This is a genomic window from Hazenella coriacea, assembly GCF_004341825.1.
GTDB lineage: Bacteria > Bacillota > Bacilli > Thermoactinomycetales > Thermoactinomycetaceae > Hazenella > Hazenella coriacea.
This window is the reverse complement of sequence record NZ_SMAG01000009.1, coordinates 68,565-84,525: the sequence shown is the minus strand read 5'-3', so window position 1 is coordinate 84,525 and position 15,961 is coordinate 68,565. Positions and strand designations below refer to the sequence as shown.

Annotated in this window: 18 protein-coding genes; 12 read left to right on the top strand and 6 right to left on the bottom strand. The window is 37.7% G+C overall.

Annotated features, from left to right (window positions below; all coding sequences use genetic code 11):
* The first annotated feature begins 151 nt into the window (after positions 1 to 151).
* The 3 genes from EDD58_RS13085 to EDD58_RS13075 all read left to right on the top strand — a co-directional run bounded on the left by EDD58_RS13085 (position 152) and on the right by EDD58_RS13075 (position 3,102).
* The gene (locus tag EDD58_RS13085) at positions 152 to 994 is read left to right on the top strand and encodes a DMT family transporter (protein WP_131926290.1); all 843 of its coding nucleotides are present in this window, start codon (positions 152 to 154) and stop codon (positions 992 to 994) included.
* 174 nt (positions 995 to 1,168) lie between these two features.
* Entirely contained in the window at positions 1,169 to 2,113 is a 945-nt protein-coding gene (locus EDD58_RS13080) for a TolB family protein (RefSeq protein ID WP_165875975.1), read from the top strand.
* Between the two features lie 209 nt (positions 2,114 to 2,322).
* Positions 2,323 to 3,102: a CAP domain-containing protein gene (locus tag EDD58_RS13075; RefSeq protein ID WP_243648742.1), complete on the top strand. Its 780-nt coding sequence runs from the start codon at positions 2,323 to 2,325 to the stop codon at positions 3,100 to 3,102.
* Positions 3,103 to 3,534: 432 nt separating this feature from the next.
* Here the strand turns inward: EDD58_RS13075 and EDD58_RS13070 are convergent, their stop codons facing one another.
* Entirely contained in the window at positions 3,535 to 3,741 is a 207-nt protein-coding gene (locus EDD58_RS13070; RefSeq protein ID WP_131926286.1) for a hypothetical protein, read from the bottom strand.
* A 216-nt stretch (positions 3,742 to 3,957) separates the two neighbouring features.
* Entirely contained in the window at positions 3,958 to 4,584 is a 627-nt protein-coding gene (locus tag EDD58_RS13065; RefSeq protein ID WP_131926284.1) for a trimeric intracellular cation channel family protein, read from the bottom strand.
* 264 nt (positions 4,585 to 4,848) lie between these two features.
* On the opposite strand from EDD58_RS13065, the gene EDD58_RS13060 reads away from it, so the two are divergent.
* The 4 genes from EDD58_RS13060 (at position 4,849) to EDD58_RS13045 (ending at position 7,759) form a co-directional block, all read left to right on the top strand.
* Positions 4,849 to 5,601 (top strand): TM2 domain-containing protein, encoded by a 753-nt coding sequence (locus EDD58_RS13060; RefSeq protein ID WP_207903306.1) that lies wholly within the window; start codon positions 4,849 to 4,851, stop codon positions 5,599 to 5,601.
* A gap of 195 nt (positions 5,602 to 5,796) precedes the next feature.
* Positions 5,797 to 6,297, top strand: a complete 501-nt coding sequence (locus EDD58_RS13055) for a hypothetical protein (protein ID WP_131926280.1) — start codon at positions 5,797 to 5,799, stop codon at positions 6,295 to 6,297.
* Positions 6,298 to 6,407: 110 nt separating this feature from the next.
* The gene (locus EDD58_RS13050) at positions 6,408 to 7,064 is read left to right on the top strand and encodes a spore coat protein (protein WP_131926278.1); all 657 of its coding nucleotides are present in this window, start codon (positions 6,408 to 6,410) and stop codon (positions 7,062 to 7,064) included.
* Between the two features lie 65 nt (positions 7,065 to 7,129).
* The gene (locus EDD58_RS13045; protein ID WP_131926276.1) at positions 7,130 to 7,759 is read left to right on the top strand and encodes a DUF2238 domain-containing protein; all 630 of its coding nucleotides are present in this window, start codon (positions 7,130 to 7,132) and stop codon (positions 7,757 to 7,759) included.
* 66 nt (positions 7,760 to 7,825) lie between these two features.
* Here EDD58_RS13045 and EDD58_RS13040 read toward each other — a convergent pair whose 3' ends face one another.
* Positions 7,826 to 8,110, bottom strand: a complete 285-nt coding sequence (locus EDD58_RS13040) for a hypothetical protein (RefSeq protein WP_131926274.1) — start codon at positions 8,108 to 8,110, stop codon at positions 7,826 to 7,828.
* Positions 8,111 to 8,317: 207 nt separating this feature from the next.
* Here EDD58_RS13040 and EDD58_RS13035 point away from each other — a divergent pair, with 207 nt between their 5' ends.
* Positions 8,318 to 9,142: an MBL fold metallo-hydrolase gene (locus EDD58_RS13035; protein ID WP_131926272.1), complete on the top strand. Its 825-nt coding sequence runs from the start codon at positions 8,318 to 8,320 to the stop codon at positions 9,140 to 9,142.
* A 75-nt stretch (positions 9,143 to 9,217) separates the two neighbouring features.
* Here EDD58_RS13035 and EDD58_RS14955 read toward each other — a convergent pair whose 3' ends face one another.
* Positions 9,218 to 9,358 carry a hypothetical protein gene (locus EDD58_RS14955; protein WP_165875974.1) on the bottom strand — a complete coding sequence of 47 codons (141 nt, stop codon included), beginning with the start codon at positions 9,356 to 9,358 and terminating at the stop codon, positions 9,218 to 9,220.
* A 377-nt stretch (positions 9,359 to 9,735) separates the two neighbouring features.
* On the opposite strand from EDD58_RS14955, the gene EDD58_RS13030 reads away from it, so the two are divergent.
* Together EDD58_RS13030 and EDD58_RS13025 are read left to right on the top strand one after the other, a co-directional pair.
* Entirely contained in the window at positions 9,736 to 10,038 is a 303-nt protein-coding gene (locus EDD58_RS13030) for a hypothetical protein (RefSeq protein ID WP_131926270.1), read from the top strand.
* A 127-nt stretch (positions 10,039 to 10,165) separates the two neighbouring features.
* A complete protein-coding gene (locus EDD58_RS13025) occupies positions 10,166 to 10,687 on the top strand; it encodes a GrpB family protein (RefSeq protein ID WP_131926268.1) in 522 nt (173 codons plus the stop codon).
* A gap of 80 nt (positions 10,688 to 10,767) precedes the next feature.
* Here the strand turns inward: EDD58_RS13025 and EDD58_RS13020 are convergent, their stop codons facing one another.
* Both EDD58_RS13020 and EDD58_RS13015 read right to left on the bottom strand, forming a co-directional pair.
* The gene (locus EDD58_RS13020; protein ID WP_131926266.1) at positions 10,768 to 11,325 is read right to left on the bottom strand and encodes a GNAT family N-acetyltransferase; all 558 of its coding nucleotides are present in this window, start codon (positions 11,323 to 11,325) and stop codon (positions 10,768 to 10,770) included.
* A 125-nt stretch (positions 11,326 to 11,450) separates the two neighbouring features.
* The gene (locus EDD58_RS13015; RefSeq protein WP_131926264.1) at positions 11,451 to 12,179 is read right to left on the bottom strand and encodes an N-acetylmuramoyl-L-alanine amidase family protein; all 729 of its coding nucleotides are present in this window, start codon (positions 12,177 to 12,179) and stop codon (positions 11,451 to 11,453) included.
* Positions 12,180 to 12,447: 268 nt separating this feature from the next.
* Between EDD58_RS13015 and EDD58_RS13010 the strand changes: the two genes are divergently transcribed.
* A complete protein-coding gene (locus EDD58_RS13010; protein WP_131926262.1) occupies positions 12,448 to 13,974 on the top strand; it encodes a YifB family Mg chelatase-like AAA ATPase in 1,527 nt (508 codons plus the stop codon).
* 265 nt (positions 13,975 to 14,239) lie between these two features.
* A complete protein-coding gene (locus EDD58_RS13005) occupies positions 14,240 to 15,739 on the top strand; it encodes an aldehyde dehydrogenase family protein (protein ID WP_131926260.1) in 1,500 nt (499 codons plus the stop codon).
* The last annotated feature ends 222 nt before the right edge of the window (positions 15,740 to 15,961 follow it).

Here is a 15,961-nt window from a genome sequence, read left to right as displayed (position 1 = left end):
ACCAAAATCAATATTCTTTTATCGAGTGGAGTAAGCTTATTCTCTACCTACTGAACATTTGGTAAAATACAGTCAACTATGATCAGGAATAGGCTTGATGTTCATCCCTTTCATAAACTTGTCGTAGCACAGATTCATTCGGAGGTTCAATATGAGAATCCATTATCTATGGGTGATTGTCGCTCTGTTAATTTGGGGGAGTGTCGGCCTTTTTGTTCGTTGGGTTAACCTTCCCTCAGAAGTGATCGTCTTTTATCGGGTAATCATTTCATTTCTTGTACTCGGAATGTTTTTATTAAGTAAAGGTGTGAAATGGGAAAAAGTATCGTGGAAGTGGTTACTTGTGAGTGGACTTGCTCTATCCCTCAATTGGGTATTATTTTTTAAAGCGATTCAAACAACAACCATTGCCAATGCGGTCTTATCCTATAACTTAGCACCTGTCTTTGTTACCCTTTTATCTCCTTGGGTTCTTCGAGAACGGATCGAAAAAAAAACGTGGCTAGCCATGGGAATAGCGATGGTTGGAGTGATCTCTTTAGTAGGAGTTTCTAAAGAGCCTATGGATTCAATTGACTTACAAGGAATTAGTCTGGGATTAACAGCTGCCTTTTTTTATGCTTGGGTCACTCTCTCCGGTAAAAAAATGGAACACCACTCATCCATGCAACTTGTTTTCTGGCAAACTGGATTAGCTACCCTTATACTAACTCCTTATGGTTTGCAACAAGGATGGGTAGGATTGCCCTCATTGGGAATTCTCTTTATCTTAGGTACGATTCATACCGCTCTTGCACTTGTTCTCTACTATAAGGGATTAAAAAAGATCAAAGTACAACATATTGGAGTTTTAGCCTATCTTGATCCAGTAAGTGCCGTCCTTTTTTCAATGTTCTTATTAGGAGAGATTCCCAGCATTGGAGCACTACTAGGTGGAGGACTCATTCTAGCTAGTAATTATCTTATTTTACGAAAAGAGATCACTTCATCCTAATTATCCTAAAAGGAATCATGTCTACGGATCAATCCACCTATCTGTTTGATACTTAATTGGTTATTTTGGCAAAAATGTTCGTAAATTTTTAAACTAGATACGCTCAGTGGAACCAAAATGATTTATAATAGATTTATAAATAGTAATAGTAAGTATTCGAGAGGAGTCACAACGATGAGAAAAACAGTTGGAATAGTATGTGCATTTATTTTGTCCTCCTCACTTCTTTTACCTAACTCCGTACATGCCAGCGATTCCAAGCAAATCTTCTTTAGTGGGGGTCCCTTATATAAAACGGGTATTTACAAAATGAGTGAAGAAACAACAAAAATGGAGAAAGTCCTTGATGGAAACTATGTAGATGTTTCTCCAGACGGAAAAAAATTAGCGTTTATTAAAGAGGATAGTCTATATATCTCTCAAGTAGATGGAAAAAACCTAGTACGCTTAACCAATAATCAATTTCCAGTCTATGATGCTTCACCCCGCTGGTCTCCTAACAGCAAGAAAATAGTATTTAGTAGAAGTGATGGTAATATCTACACCATTCAAGTTGATAGTAAAAAAATCACTAATCTAACGAAGACGGACGAAACCATAATCAACTCTGAGCCTGACTGGTCTCCAGATGGCTCGAAGATTATCTTTCACTCCAATCGAACTGATCGAAGTCATTTATATGTGATGAATGCAAATGGATCTAATGTCAAACAATTAACGGGTCTTCACAATGATGAATCATCTGAATATAGTGCGCACTTCTCTCCAAATGGGAAGAAAATAATATTTGGTCGTGCAGGCCATGGAAATGCAGATATCTATATCATGAATGCAGATGGGTCTAGTCAGATCAACCTAACTAAAGACTTTGACCAAGCTGTTGCAACTCCGATCTGGTCTCCTGATGGTAAAAAAATTCTTTATACAATAAATAATCCTGAAGATTCATCGAATAGTTCCTTATACACCATGAATCCCAATGGTTCAGGAAAAGCAAAAATGAAATTGGATTTACCCTATGCAAATCCCTATGCTTGGCAATCAGTGGAAGTAAAAGCGAACGATGAAAAGTCCGGTTTTGAAAAAACGATCGATTATATATCCAATCTCTTTTTTTAATTGATGCTAATCTCTCCTCTAATCGGGGCTACCATGTTCCGACTAGAGGTTTTTTATGTCCAATCATCAAAATCGACCATCATAACCCTTCTATTCTATTTAATTTCTAGTTGAAAATCATAACCAATTTTTTGTCATTGAACTCATTGTATAGTCAGTTAGACTTTTAACTATAAGCAAAGTTAATTTTCCCTAGAAAGGATGAGTCGATGAAGTCTATTGTTATTGGTGGTTTTTGTGCCTTAAGCCTCATGGGGTTCTCAACCAGTCATTACTTTGCGGAAGACCCACAAGCTCAAGCCCAAAAGATTTTTGTTCAAAAAGCACAGGTGACTGCACAGAAACATCTTTCTATTTCAGATATAATAACGAAGAATACGGCTAAGAAAATAGCGAAGTGGGAAGTAAGTCAAAACGAGAAAACAAAAGATTCAAAACAAAAGATTCAACAACCAAAGAAATCTCCACGCCATACCCCTATATCTTTAAAACCTGAAGAAAAGACATCAACTCCCAAAAAGACTACTACAAACAATCCCTCAAACACACCTAGTACTCAAGTCAAAAAAACCAATACAACTCCTTCAACAACCTCTGGACAAGTATCAGAATTAGAAAAAGAAGTGGCTCGGTTAGTTAATATTGAACGAGAAAAAAGAGGGCTCAAACCCCTAACCATGAGTAGCCAAATCTCAGACATCGCTCGTAAAAAGTCCAATGATATGAAAGTTAATAACTACTTCGATCATCAATCTCCTACCTATGGGTCCCCATTTGATATGCTTAAACAGTTCGGTGTGTCATATAAATCAGCTGGTGAAAATATTGCAGCAGGTCAACGGACTGCACAAGAAGTGATGAATGGTTGGATGAACAGCGAAGGGCATCGTGCCAATATTTTGAATCCATCTTTTACACATATAGGGGTAGGTTCGGTTACTGGAGGCAATTATGGAACCTACTGGACACAACTCTTCATATCTAAATAGGACTCAAAATAACAAGTATTCGAAGTTCCTCCGGATCTCAGAACATCCAACTGTAAATTGGTACACTTAAAGCGGGGTTATTCCCCTGTCTCTCTTGACCTCAGATGCATAGTGTAATATGAACCCGATTCCCCTACAAATACACTAAAAGAGGTGACAAGAGAAACAATGAGTAACATACAGACTTCTGGGATAGGAGCATTGCTCCCACTCTTCGGAATTAAAAGCTTGGCTGGCTTAAGTATTTGGAAGATCATCCTATCTATTTTATTTTTCTGTTTTTCTTTCTTTACCAAGACAGGGCTCTTTAAAAAGTTTTTAGCCTAATTAACATGCCGCACTTCGATGTTGAAGTGCGGATTTTTCTTTAATTATTAAAAATAGGAGTCCTTTTCAGATGAGAAAAGGACTCCTACAAACGCTTACCCTCGTCTAACCCCATTTCCAACGAGAAGTATCTTCATCAACCCCATTTTTCCAAAGTTTAGGAGCTATGAGCGACACTACCCAGCCAAAAAGTACTAGGAAAAGGGTCCCCAGCAGGTAAGCGGTGAAACTGGACTCAAACCAACCATAAGCTAAACACAAAATGGTTAGTACAAAGAACGAAATTCCACTGCCTACCAAATACCTATTCATTTTTTTTCACCTCTCTTCTTTCTATACCTGTTTAACTCAAAAAATAAACTAGGTTTAGATTTAAAACCTAATCTATTGTATAACTACTATACGCTTACAATTTTAACAAAATCACGAAAAATAATGGATAGGCTCCTCTGGATTTTAGAACCGTCAAATAACTTTTCTTGAACACTTCACCTAAAACACTAAGTGATTCACTTTTTACAAAAAGCTCTATCTAAACAACCTAGCTGTTTTTCTTTCTCTAACCAATCGACCTGGAAGCTTCCATTCATAAAAAGTAGAAAGCATTCGTAACGTTACAACAAGTACGAAAACAATATAATACTCCCAAGCCTCACTCACCAAGTTGCATCCGATCACAATTCCACTCAAAATTGCCCATAAAGCATAAACCTCTTTATGAAAGACTAGCGGTTTTCTACCTGCTAATAAATCTCGGACAATTCCTCCGCCGATTCCAGTCAATACAGAAGCAACAATGACAGCTACTAGAGGCATCTCTGTTTTTACAGCGAATAATGCACCTTGAATCGAAAATGCTGCTAGCCCAATCGCATCAAAGAAGTCTAACCATTTTTTTACTGACTGAAGCCATAAAGATGGACTCATTGAAATGAGAGTCACAGCAAACAAAGCAATATAAATAAAAATTTCTTGTTCCCATAACATACTCACGGGTAAACCAATCAGAACATTTCGTATGATCCCCCCGCCAAATGCGGTTACAAAACCTAAAACATAAATACCAAAAATATCATATTTCTCCTCGATCGCAATCAATGCACCACTCACCGCAAAAGCTGCTATGCCAAGTGCATTCAAAAGATCCCAAGTCATTGTCCTTCCCTCTGTCTTTTATAAATAATAGATAGCTCCATCATTATAGTATGTTGGGTTATAGAATGGAATATATACAAACAGATACACAATCATTTGAATATACTTGATTCCTCTTCTCTTCAATCCTAGATAAAGCAAATGATTTTTAAAAATAATGGAAGGAAAAACAAAACTTAGTAAGAATATATTTCTTTGCAGATAACCATTATCTGTCTTATGGACAAATCGCTGAACGATCGGCAAATGATTCGGAGGTTAAACATGGATAGGAAAAGCATGGCAATCGCCTATGTGTTATGGTTATTTACAGGCTTATTTGGGGGACATCGATATTACATAGGTGATACTCGGCTTGGGATCTTCATGTCTTTAACATTGGGTGGATGTGGAATTCTTTTTCTGGTCGATATGGTGATGCTCTATCATTGCGTTGAACGCTTTAACAATCGGAGTGCCTTAGAAAATTCAGCTACCTATAGTACACATCAGATTCGATTTATTCAAAGGTGGATTGGTGATTCTCCTACACCTACTCAACAACAGATGCTTAAAGAGTTTCATGATACCTTTGTATACCTCTCTCAACACATCGATGAGGATCAAGAGCACATTTTGAAAGCTATTCCTGTTAAAATGGATCAAAATAGAAAGAAGAAGCAAGCGGGTATTCTTGTATCGACCTCCAAACGTCTTGTTTATGCCAATGTGAAAGACTTTAATCCCACCATCACTAGTTGGGAATATGAAGAGCTTCGTGGCATCGATATCCAATCAGACGGAATCGCACACTATCACCTTACTCTTGAGCTAACAGAACACACTGTTCAGTTTAAAGAGATTAAAAACAATCACGATTTTGAGCACTTTATTCAACTTGTTGGAGATCTCCGGAATCGTCTCCATCTTCATCGAATCGAACAGAAATATGATGATTTAAAACAACTGAGAACATTAGAGCCGATGCGAAATCGATTTTCTCAAACCCAGCAATCGATTAAGGCAGCCAAAAGTTAAACTTGGTTTTGATGCCTTGAATCCTGTTTTTGGGGCTTCAAGGCATTTTACAACAAGGATCTAAGTTTGATTTGATCAAACCTATAGCTAATTAAAAGGGGAAGATTTATAATATTCCTAAATATACTTTTATCTACGGGCTTTACTTCATCTTTGCTTGTTCTGTACAATTATGATTCAATTGGAGGTTATGAAATGAAAAAAATCATCGGCTTGACAGCAATTGGGTTAGTTATCAGTGGTATACTGATTTATATTTATCAGTCACAAAATAGTTCATATGCAGAAGATGATAATCCCTTAAAAAATCAGCCCATAACAAGTGGTCCATTGGCTCCCCCGCCATCAAACATTGCCCCTTCTATTCCTCAAGAAAAAAACATTGGCAAAGGATCTCTTCAACTCACTGGAAGCAGTGTCCCAATCGGTGAGAGCTACCCACTCACTATCATGACGCCAAATGAAACGGATCCAGTTGAACTAACATTTACATTAGAAAATTATCAATCTAACCTAGACATATTTGTTTATTTAAATGATAAGCAAATTAAAAAGCTACCCTCTACTGAAAAAGAATTTACATTGACGATCACCCCTGATCAAAGAAAAATTTTAGAATCCATCAGTGCCGTGCAATATAAACAAAATAATCTTAAACAAGAACCGATTGAATATCATGAACAACTCATTCATTAAATAAATTAACATGGTGACTCCTAATTATTTACCAATTTATACCGCTATCAACCTGTACAAATTGGAGATATTAAAAATGTGGCAAAACATTGCTTTAGGAGGAGTCCCATATGCAAATACAATCAGGTAATCAAACCAGTTCATCATTGAATATGCAACAAGGAAATCAACATGTATCCATGAAAATGAATCATGGTGGTCATGAAGTTTTTGATGTTCATGAAGTTCTCTCAGGAACAATCGATACATTAAATCAATATATGATTCTTCGTCAATTAGTGAAGGATCAAGAGTTATTAAACATCCTAAATCGTCAATATCAGTTCATATCCGATGAATACAACATGTTAGTCCAATGTTTTAGTACAGGACAGGATCCCTCTCATGGAACAAAACCTTATCAAATGAACCAAGATAATCAAGTCATCTTCGGAATGAAACCAACCCAACCCAAAAAACCAGCTCAATCCACTAATGAACTTTCAGATGGTTGTATTTCAAGTCAAATGTTAAGTATGCTCAAATCTATGGCTGGCATGAAAGCCGTCGCAGCTTGTGAAGTGACCAATCCAATCGTACGTCGGGTATTAGCTGAAAGTGTTCCTAATTGTGCAGAAATGGCTTATGAATTATTCCTATACCAAAACAAAAAACAATTTTATCAAGTTCCTCAATTATCCCAACAAGACATGCAAATCATGTTAAACTCTTTTGCTCCTACCCACAATCAACCGCCAATGTCTCAACCCAATAACATGATGCAATAAGCTAGATCCAAATTTGGGAGCCCCCTTTATTAGGGGGCTTTCTTAACAACTTGGAGGGGGAACCATTGGAGAAACAACCTTTTAGAGAAAATTATACACTCCATATCATCATACTTAGTTATTTTGTTTTTTGGGTTATCATGTCTATTTCTCCTCATAACCGGAATATCTGGTTTATAGAACATGTATTAATCTTCCTTTTCTTTGGTTTTTTAGCGATTACCTACCATCGTTTTCAATTTTCCAATCTCTCCTATGCCATGATTGCTCTTTTTTTCGCTCTCCATACCTATGGAGCCTCTTATTCCTATAGCACTCCTTTTGACGCTTGGATCAAGGGATGGGTGGATCTATCAAGGGATTACTATGATCGAGTTGTTCATTTTTCCTTTGGACTTCTTATCGTGTTACCCGTTTATGAACTATTTTCTCATATAATAAAAATCCCCAAAAAATGGATTGGATTCTTTTCAGTCATCACCATTTTAGCCGCAGGTGCATTTTATGAACTGCTTGAGATGTGGACAACCTTTATCGTTGCTCCAGATTTAGGAACCATGTTTATTGGATTGCAAGGCGATCCATGGGATTCCCATCATGATATGGAATTAGCTATGTATGGGGCAATCATTACACTATCCATCGCAGCCGGCTACCGTAAAATTCGCAAGCGATCCTTCACTTTTAACAGCTGATTCTCAAATCTCTTTCATAAAAAATAAATGAACCACCACACATCCTGCGTAGGTGGTTCATTTATTTTATTGATTTAATTTGTTGAGAATTGATTCATAAACTCCTGGGCTATGACCGTGGATCTGCTCAATTTCGTCTTGTAATAAACAAGTGAGCATTTCTTTCTCTTCTTCCGTGACATTAGCTTTTAAATCTTTTAATTTCTTCTGTAATTGACTTACGATATGCAATTGCTGATCAGCATTACTTTGCTCAATCGGTTGTTGACTATATTGTTGATGCAAGCGTGCCTTTTCCTTTTCAAGTTGTTCTGATAGCATATTCATTTCCTCTAAAGTCAGATGTAACAATTTCCCTTCCTCCTCCAATTATCAATCAATCGCTTATACAAGTAATATTTCTTATTCACTCCCAAAGGATACAATCTGATTCCATTCAGCTCCTTAGATAATGAATTACCCATAACGATGAAAACGACTCCTCACCGATCATGGTTAGAAAAGAAACGCTGCTAAAGTTATAATAAGATCATCAGCTCAGCAAAATGGAGGACATTTATGCCGATTAGTTATCGCTCAGAACAGGTCATCATTTTCCAAAGCCCCCTCTATCAAACTAATTCTACTATTGTGATTACAAATGATATCGTTTTAGTCGTTGATCCTACTTGGCTACCCCATGAAGTAGATGAAATTCATGATGAAGTCGAACGAATCCGCGAAAATCGCCAACTGGTTTTATTGTTTACTCACTCTGATTTTGACCATATTCTTGGTGCAGGTGCCTTTCCTGAAGCGACCACAATTGCTCACCAACTATTTAATCAATTTTCCGAAGTAAAAAAGGCTGAAATTCTAGATACCATCCAGCAGTTTGATCAGAAATATTACTTAGAACGAACTTATCCCAATCTTTTTCCACAAGTGGATCATCCCATTAGTAAGGATGGACAAACCATTCGTTTTGGACAAACCACTCTTACCTTTTATCAAACTCCTGGACATACGCCAGATGGAGTGTTTTGTATTGTTGAACCTTTAGGGATCTGGATCGCAGGTGACTATCTCTCTGATGTTGAATTCCCTTTCATTTATGACAGCTTCTCTGCTTACCAAAAAACCTTAATCAAAGCAGAAATAATTCTCAAGCAACATTCTATCCGATTACTTGTACCTGGTCATGGTCAATTTACAACTGATCCCAATGAAATGAATCATCGTTGCGAACAATCAAAAGCCTATTTGAAGTTACTTACTCATGCAGTAAAAACCAATCAACTCCATCTTCTTGATCAAGAACTAAAACATTATCGATTTCGATCAGGACTCATTTCATCCCATGAGTCAAATATCCAGTTAATCAAAAAAGAACTTGGACTTTAGCCGTTTCAAATTTTTAAATAAAAAAACTACAGAAACCGGAGTTACTATCCTAACTCCGGTTTCTGTAGATGATACTTAAAGAGTACCTGGATAATCATATGGCTTCATACGTGGTTGTCCTTGTGATTCATGATCCGTATTAGCTAATACATTAGAGTCTCCGTACTCAAAGTCAATCAACTTTGACTCTTCTTCCTTCAATTTATCTTCCTTCACCAACTGTTTCACCCTTTTCTTTCATGTTAAACTTAGATTGATCTTACAAAGGAAAGAACATGTTAGTAAATAATGGACAAATATAATGAATATCTATAAAGAAATTCCATAAATCTATACATCTTGTGGATCGCTGGACCATCATGTCTTTGCTAAATTTGTTCTGATGATCAAAGTGACTATTGTAAGTTAAATAGAAATCACAAAATATGCTTCAATGACTTTGACCATTTTTTCTAAAACTGAACGAAATTTTTCCGCATCTATTTAAACTTAACTTTACCTTCTAAACAAACAAAACTCTAGAATTTATAACATAATACTGATAAGATAAGTTCGACAAGAAAAACATCAGTATTTGAAAGGGGAAACAAATCTTGGAACAACCCATGAGTTTTGAACCACAACCTAGTAAAGGTGATCCTCAACACAACACTAAAGCTATTGTTGGCTTAGTTTTAGGGATCATTGGCTTAGTATTTATATTCATCTTTCCACCTATTGGTTTGATTCCTGGAATTATAGGTATTTTTTTGAGTGCTAAAGGCTTGAAATCTGAAAATAAAGGAATCGCTATAGGTGGTTTGGTAACAAGTATTCTTGGAACCTTGATCAATGGTATTTTTACTGCCCTTTTGGCTATAGGTTTAGCTCTTCTTGGTACCATGAGCAATTTATAATCTTTAAAATTCCCATGAACGTGTGAAACATGATTAAAGATCTTTCATTGGAAAATTTTCGAGACGTGTGATCTGTTACACGTCTATTTCCATTCACCATCTAACCTCAACGATCTGGAGGTATCATATGAGAAAAGTGGAGGTAACCGAATATAACCCCTCTTGGAAACAACAATTTGAGCAAGAAGCTATACAGATAAAAAAGATCTTTACCAATGAGATCATCGATCTTCATCATATTGGCAGCACTTCTATCCCTCATTTAAAGGCAAAGCCGATCATCGATATTTTGATGGTGGTTAAAAACATCGACCTCATTAACCCTTTTTACTCCCAAATGAGTCATCTCGGTTATAAAGCTAAAGGAGAAAATGGGATTTCTGGGCGAAGATACTTTGAAAAGGGAGAAATTGTTCACTTGGCTCATGTTCATGTTTTCCAAGAAGGAAATGAACACATCCATAGACACCTCGCTTTTCGTGACTTTCTTCGATCCCACCCACAAGTTGCCAATGATTATGGGGAGTTGAAAGAAATTCTTGCACAAAAATACCCTTATGATATTACATCTTATATAGCAGGAAAAAGGAAACTTGTGGAGGATATCGAACAACAAGCACTCGCTTGGATCGCCACAAGTCAATCATAAAGTCGTTTCTTTTCATTAAGAAACGACTCAGATTATAGAAAAACCACTTCTAAACATCATGATCAGAAGTGGTTTTTCCTTTATATTAGTTTAATCATATGAGCAAAGGGGATCGTTCCCACTTGCACAGTACCATCCTCTTGAAATCCAATTTTTTTATATAAATGGTAAGCAGGTAGATTATCTCTTTCAACAAGAAGGGATAATTTATCATGAGTTTGTTGTTTTGCTTTTTGTTCAAACGCTGAGATCAGCTCAGTTGCTAGTCCTCTTCCTCTATATTTTTTATCTACGCACAGAGTATCTAGGTAAAACTCATCAGTCTGAGCTTCTCGAGCAATCGTAATATCTTGTTTTTGAGTCTTTGCTTGCAAATGTTCTACAAAAGGTTGATCTAACTCTTCTGATTGACTACCGTGATAACAGACAAGGATTCCTGCAACATCCCCATCAATTTCTTTCACAATTACATTTTCATAACTGAGTCGATTTCCTGGTTGCCGAAAAAAAGACTCCAATACTGTAATCGTCTCTTCATCACTTTCAGTACCCGCCAAAGTCCTTCCAATTGACCCGATTGTCTCATAAATGAGTCTGACTGCTATTTTGTAGTCTTCTTTGGTTGCTGGTCTAATCACTTATTACACCTCTTGCCTTCTAGACAGTAATTATTTTCTAATTTCATTATAACATAGTTCTCTAACCCTCTCTTACTTGCAACCCAACACTCCAGAAAATCCTTCATTAGCAATAGATTTCATCATTATTTTCTTTTATTAAAGGTAATCGAATCAACACCTTCATTTAATTTTTTCACTAAATACGCACTCAATTCTTTGATATTTCGAGCACTTAATGATGCCCGATCTGCTCCATTCACCACTACATCATAAAATGGTTTCGTTTTTTGGTTAACTGGTGGTTTATAGGCAATTCCAAAATATTCACAGATTCCTTGGGCTGTCTCCCTCGCACATTCTTGTTGGAAAGCTACATTTAACATTAAACGGGCTTCATGTAAACTAGGATCATCCATAAAACCGTATTCAATAAGGACGGATGGCATCTTGGTCTCTCTGAGCACATGAAAATTAGCTGTTTTTACACCACGATCTCTTTGTTTGGTTCCCTGAATCACATATTTATGAATAGTTCTAGCTGCTTTAGCTCCTTGAACACTCCCCGGAAAATGGTAGGTTTCTACACCTGATCCACCACCTGCATTGTAGTGAACAGATACATAAAGGTGTGCTCCTTTCTGATTGGCTAAACGAGTTCGAGTGGACAAAGGAACATCTTCATCGGTAGGTGCTACAAGTAGAGTTCGGAATCCACAACGAATCAGTTCTTGATGCAAATATTTAACGACTTCTCTATTAAACTCATTTTCATAGATCCTTCTATTAATTTCTGGAACCATCGGTGTTCTCTTTCCTGGTGTAGGAGTAGGAAATAATCCATGCCCGTCATCCAAAGCAATCAAATAACTCATGACTTATTCACTCTCCCTTTCCCATATATGGTTAAAGCAGATCATAATGATTCCTAATTAGTCGTAGCACCCTTTTTAATATTTTTTATGAAGGTATTTTTTAAGATATACAACTAAATATTGGTATTAATAAATTTATTCCACATCACGAAATAATAAAACTATTTTTTAAGTCTATTTTGCGAAATATATTTTCCTAAATAAAGGATTTTGTTGAAAATTGTTGAATTTTAATGCTAGTAATATTCACCATGCGGAGGCGGATTGATTGTACGCAAAACTATATAGTGCAAATGTACTTGGTATTGATGGATTTATTGTTGAGGTTGAGGTTGATATAAGCAATGGGTTACCGATGTTTGATATCGTTGGTTTACCTGATTCTTCAGTACGCGAGGCTAAAGAACGAGTGAGAGCTGCGGTAAAAAATTGTGGAGCGAACTTTCCTTTACAACGAATTACGACTAATTTGGCTCCAGCAGATGTAAAAAAAGAGGGAGCTGGACTTGATCTTGCTATTGCAGTAGGAGTACTGATGGCAAGCGGACAATTAGAAGTTCCCCAGACAGAAAGGTTTCTTTTTATAGGAGAATTAGCGTTAGATGGAACTTTACGCCCCCTGTCAGGAGTACTATCCATGGTGCTGGAAGCAAAAAAGCAGGGGTTTCAAACCGTGATGCTTCCCGCTTCGAATGCAACAGAGGGATCATTGGTTGAGGGAATTCAAATAATTCCTGTACAAACATTACAGCAAGCTGTTCAATATTTCCGAAGTGAATGGACTCCCTCACCCACTGCGATTGAAACAACCCAGCATCCTTCTACTCCGTCCATCGATTTTGCAGATGTTCAAGGACAAACACATGTCAAACGAGCCATGGAAGTAGCGGCTGCCGGAGGACATAATCTCCTCCTAATCGGTCCGCCTGGCTCAGGTAAAACCATGCTTGCTCGGCGCATCCCGACGATCTTACCTCGAATGAATTTACAAGAATCCTTAGAAGTAACAAAGGTTTGTAGTATTGCTGGTCTAACCTCTCAACGTGGAAAACTTATCACAGAACGTCCGTTTCGTTCTCCCCACCATACGATTTCTTCAGCAGGCCTCATTGGTGGCGGAGCCATTCCAAAGCCAGGAGAAGTGAGTCTTTCTCATCGAGGAGTCCTATTTTTAGATGAGTTACCCGAATTCTCAAAGTCGTCTCTGGAAGTGTTACGACAGCCTTTAGAAGACCGAGAAGTTACCCTAGGGCGAGCTCGAGTCGTCTTAACGTATCCAGCAGAAATTATGCTTATAGCAAGTATGAACCCTTGTCCTTGTGGCTTCTTTGGCTACGAAAGTGATCGAACTTGCACTTGTACTGCTCATCAAATACAACGGTATCGGTCCAAAATATCGGGACCTTTATTAGACCGGATCGATATTCATATCGAAGTCCCTCGGGTTGATTATCAGACACTCTCTTCTAAACAGACTAATGAAGACTCTACCGCTATTCGTGCACGTGTGAACCAAGCGAGAGAGCGGCAAGATTCCCGATTTAATCAAAGTGAGACTCTGTCTAATTCCAACATGAGCACTTCTGAAATAAGAAAATACTGCAAAATTAATGACGCATGTCAACAGATATTAAAACACTCTTTTGACACCTTAGGACTCAGTGCACGAGCTCATGATCGGATTTTGAAAGTAGCACGAACTATTGCCGATTTAGCAGCGGAAGAGGAAATTCAGGTAGCACATATTGCAGAAGCGATTCAATATCGAACATTAGATCGTAAGTTTTGGGAATAAAATCACCCTTATTAGACTTCTGGTTTAGATCAAGATTGTAATCTATTTTTATTGGTCAACATGGAAGGTCAAAATGTAATAAAAAAACCTGTCATTCAGTATGACAGGATCAAAGGGATTATCAAAAACGGTATCACCGATTTTGTAGGTTTGAACCTTAGGTTCTTCCTGTGAAAACTGATCCCATTAATTAAGCTCGAATAATTTAGCTCGTTCGAAATAACAATAACTATGAGTCCAAGTTGATCTAAAGGAGTGAATCTTTTTGAGTGTAGATACAATAAAAGTACACCCAAAAGTAGAAGACTTTCTTAAAAGTAGTCCTAAAAAACTATTTATAGGTGGGCAATTCGTTAAGTCCATCTCAGAAAATACCATTAAAAGTTTCAATCCAGCTACCGGAGAAGTTCTTTGTGAAGTATATGAAGCAGATGAGCAAGACGTCAATCGAGCAGTAGAGCTAGCGGAAAAAGCATTCCGAGGTGAATGGTCAAAAATTTCTTCGAGCGAAAGAAGTCGGATGCTCTGGAAATTAGCAGATTTAATTGAGGAAAATTTGGAGCCGATGGCACAATTAGAGACACTTGATAATGGAAAACCGATCAGGGAAACTAGAAACGCTGACGTTCCTCTTGTGATTGACCACTTCCGTTACTATGCGGGATGGGTCAATAAATTTAGTGGCGAAGTGGTCAACAACTCCTTACATCCCCATATGTTTACATATACACGTCGTGAACCCATCGGGGTATGTGGGCAAATCATTCCTTGGAATTTTCCATTACTGATGGCTGCATGGAAATTAGGTGCGGCACTTGCAACCGGAAACGTAGTGATCTTAAAATCTGCTGAGGATACTCCTTTATCTGTATTATTTTTGGCAGAGCTCATCCAACAAGCTGGCTTTCCTGAAGGTGTTGTCAATATCATCACAGGTAAAGGAACGGTTGCAGGCTCAGCAATGAACAAGCACCCACGCATTCGTAAAATCGCTTTTACTGGTTCAACCGAAGTTGGAAAGATCATTATGCGTGAGGCATCTAGTAATGTAAAAATCGTAACTTTAGAGTTAGGTGGAAAATCCCCTAACATCGTTTTCCCAGATGCCGATTTCTCAAAAGCGATTCCTGGTGCACTCCATAGTATTTTCTTTAATCAAGGTCAAGTATGTAGTGCAGGTTCTCGGTTGTTTGTCCATAAAAAAATTTATGACAACTTCCTATCCGATATGGCTTCTGAAGCGAACAAGTTAAAGGTAGGGCCAGGACTTGAAGAAGAGACACAAGTGGGTCCCCTTGTTTCGGCAAAGCAATATGAAACGGTACGAGGATACCTAGAAAAAGGGAAAGCGGAAGGAGCCAAAGCTTTAGCTGGTGGCGCTCCCAAAGAAGGACCAGGGTATTTTGTGCCTCCTACTATTTTTGCAGACGTCGAAGATAAAATGACGATTGCAAGGGAAGAAATTTTCGGACCCGTCGTATCCGCCCTCCCATTTAGCGATGACGATCACCTCTCTGAACTCATTCAACGGGCAAACTCTAGTGAATATGGATTAGCGGCTGGTGTTTGGACCACTGATGTTCGTAAAGCTCATAAAGTCGCTCATGCATTAGAAGCAGGTACGGTTTGGGTAAACTGTTATAATGTTTTTGATGCGGCAATGCCATTTGGTGGATTTAAACAATCCGGTATTGGTCGCGAGATGGGTAAGTATGCACTTGATATGTACACGGAAGTGAAATCTGTGTGGGTTAATTTAGAATAGTTAAACATCATTTTGACGATACCTGCAGGAACTGATTTAATGAGTATGAGGGCACCTGAACCGTGCTCTCTTTTTATTTTTTCACTAAAAGAAGTTTTGACCGGGTCAAGTCATGGAATCATTCGAGACTAAATAAAAAAAGATACCTTGTTGAACTAAAGGTGTTAGTTCAACAAGGTATAGAAACTTTTATAAACATCGGCTTATCTAAATCTCCATAAG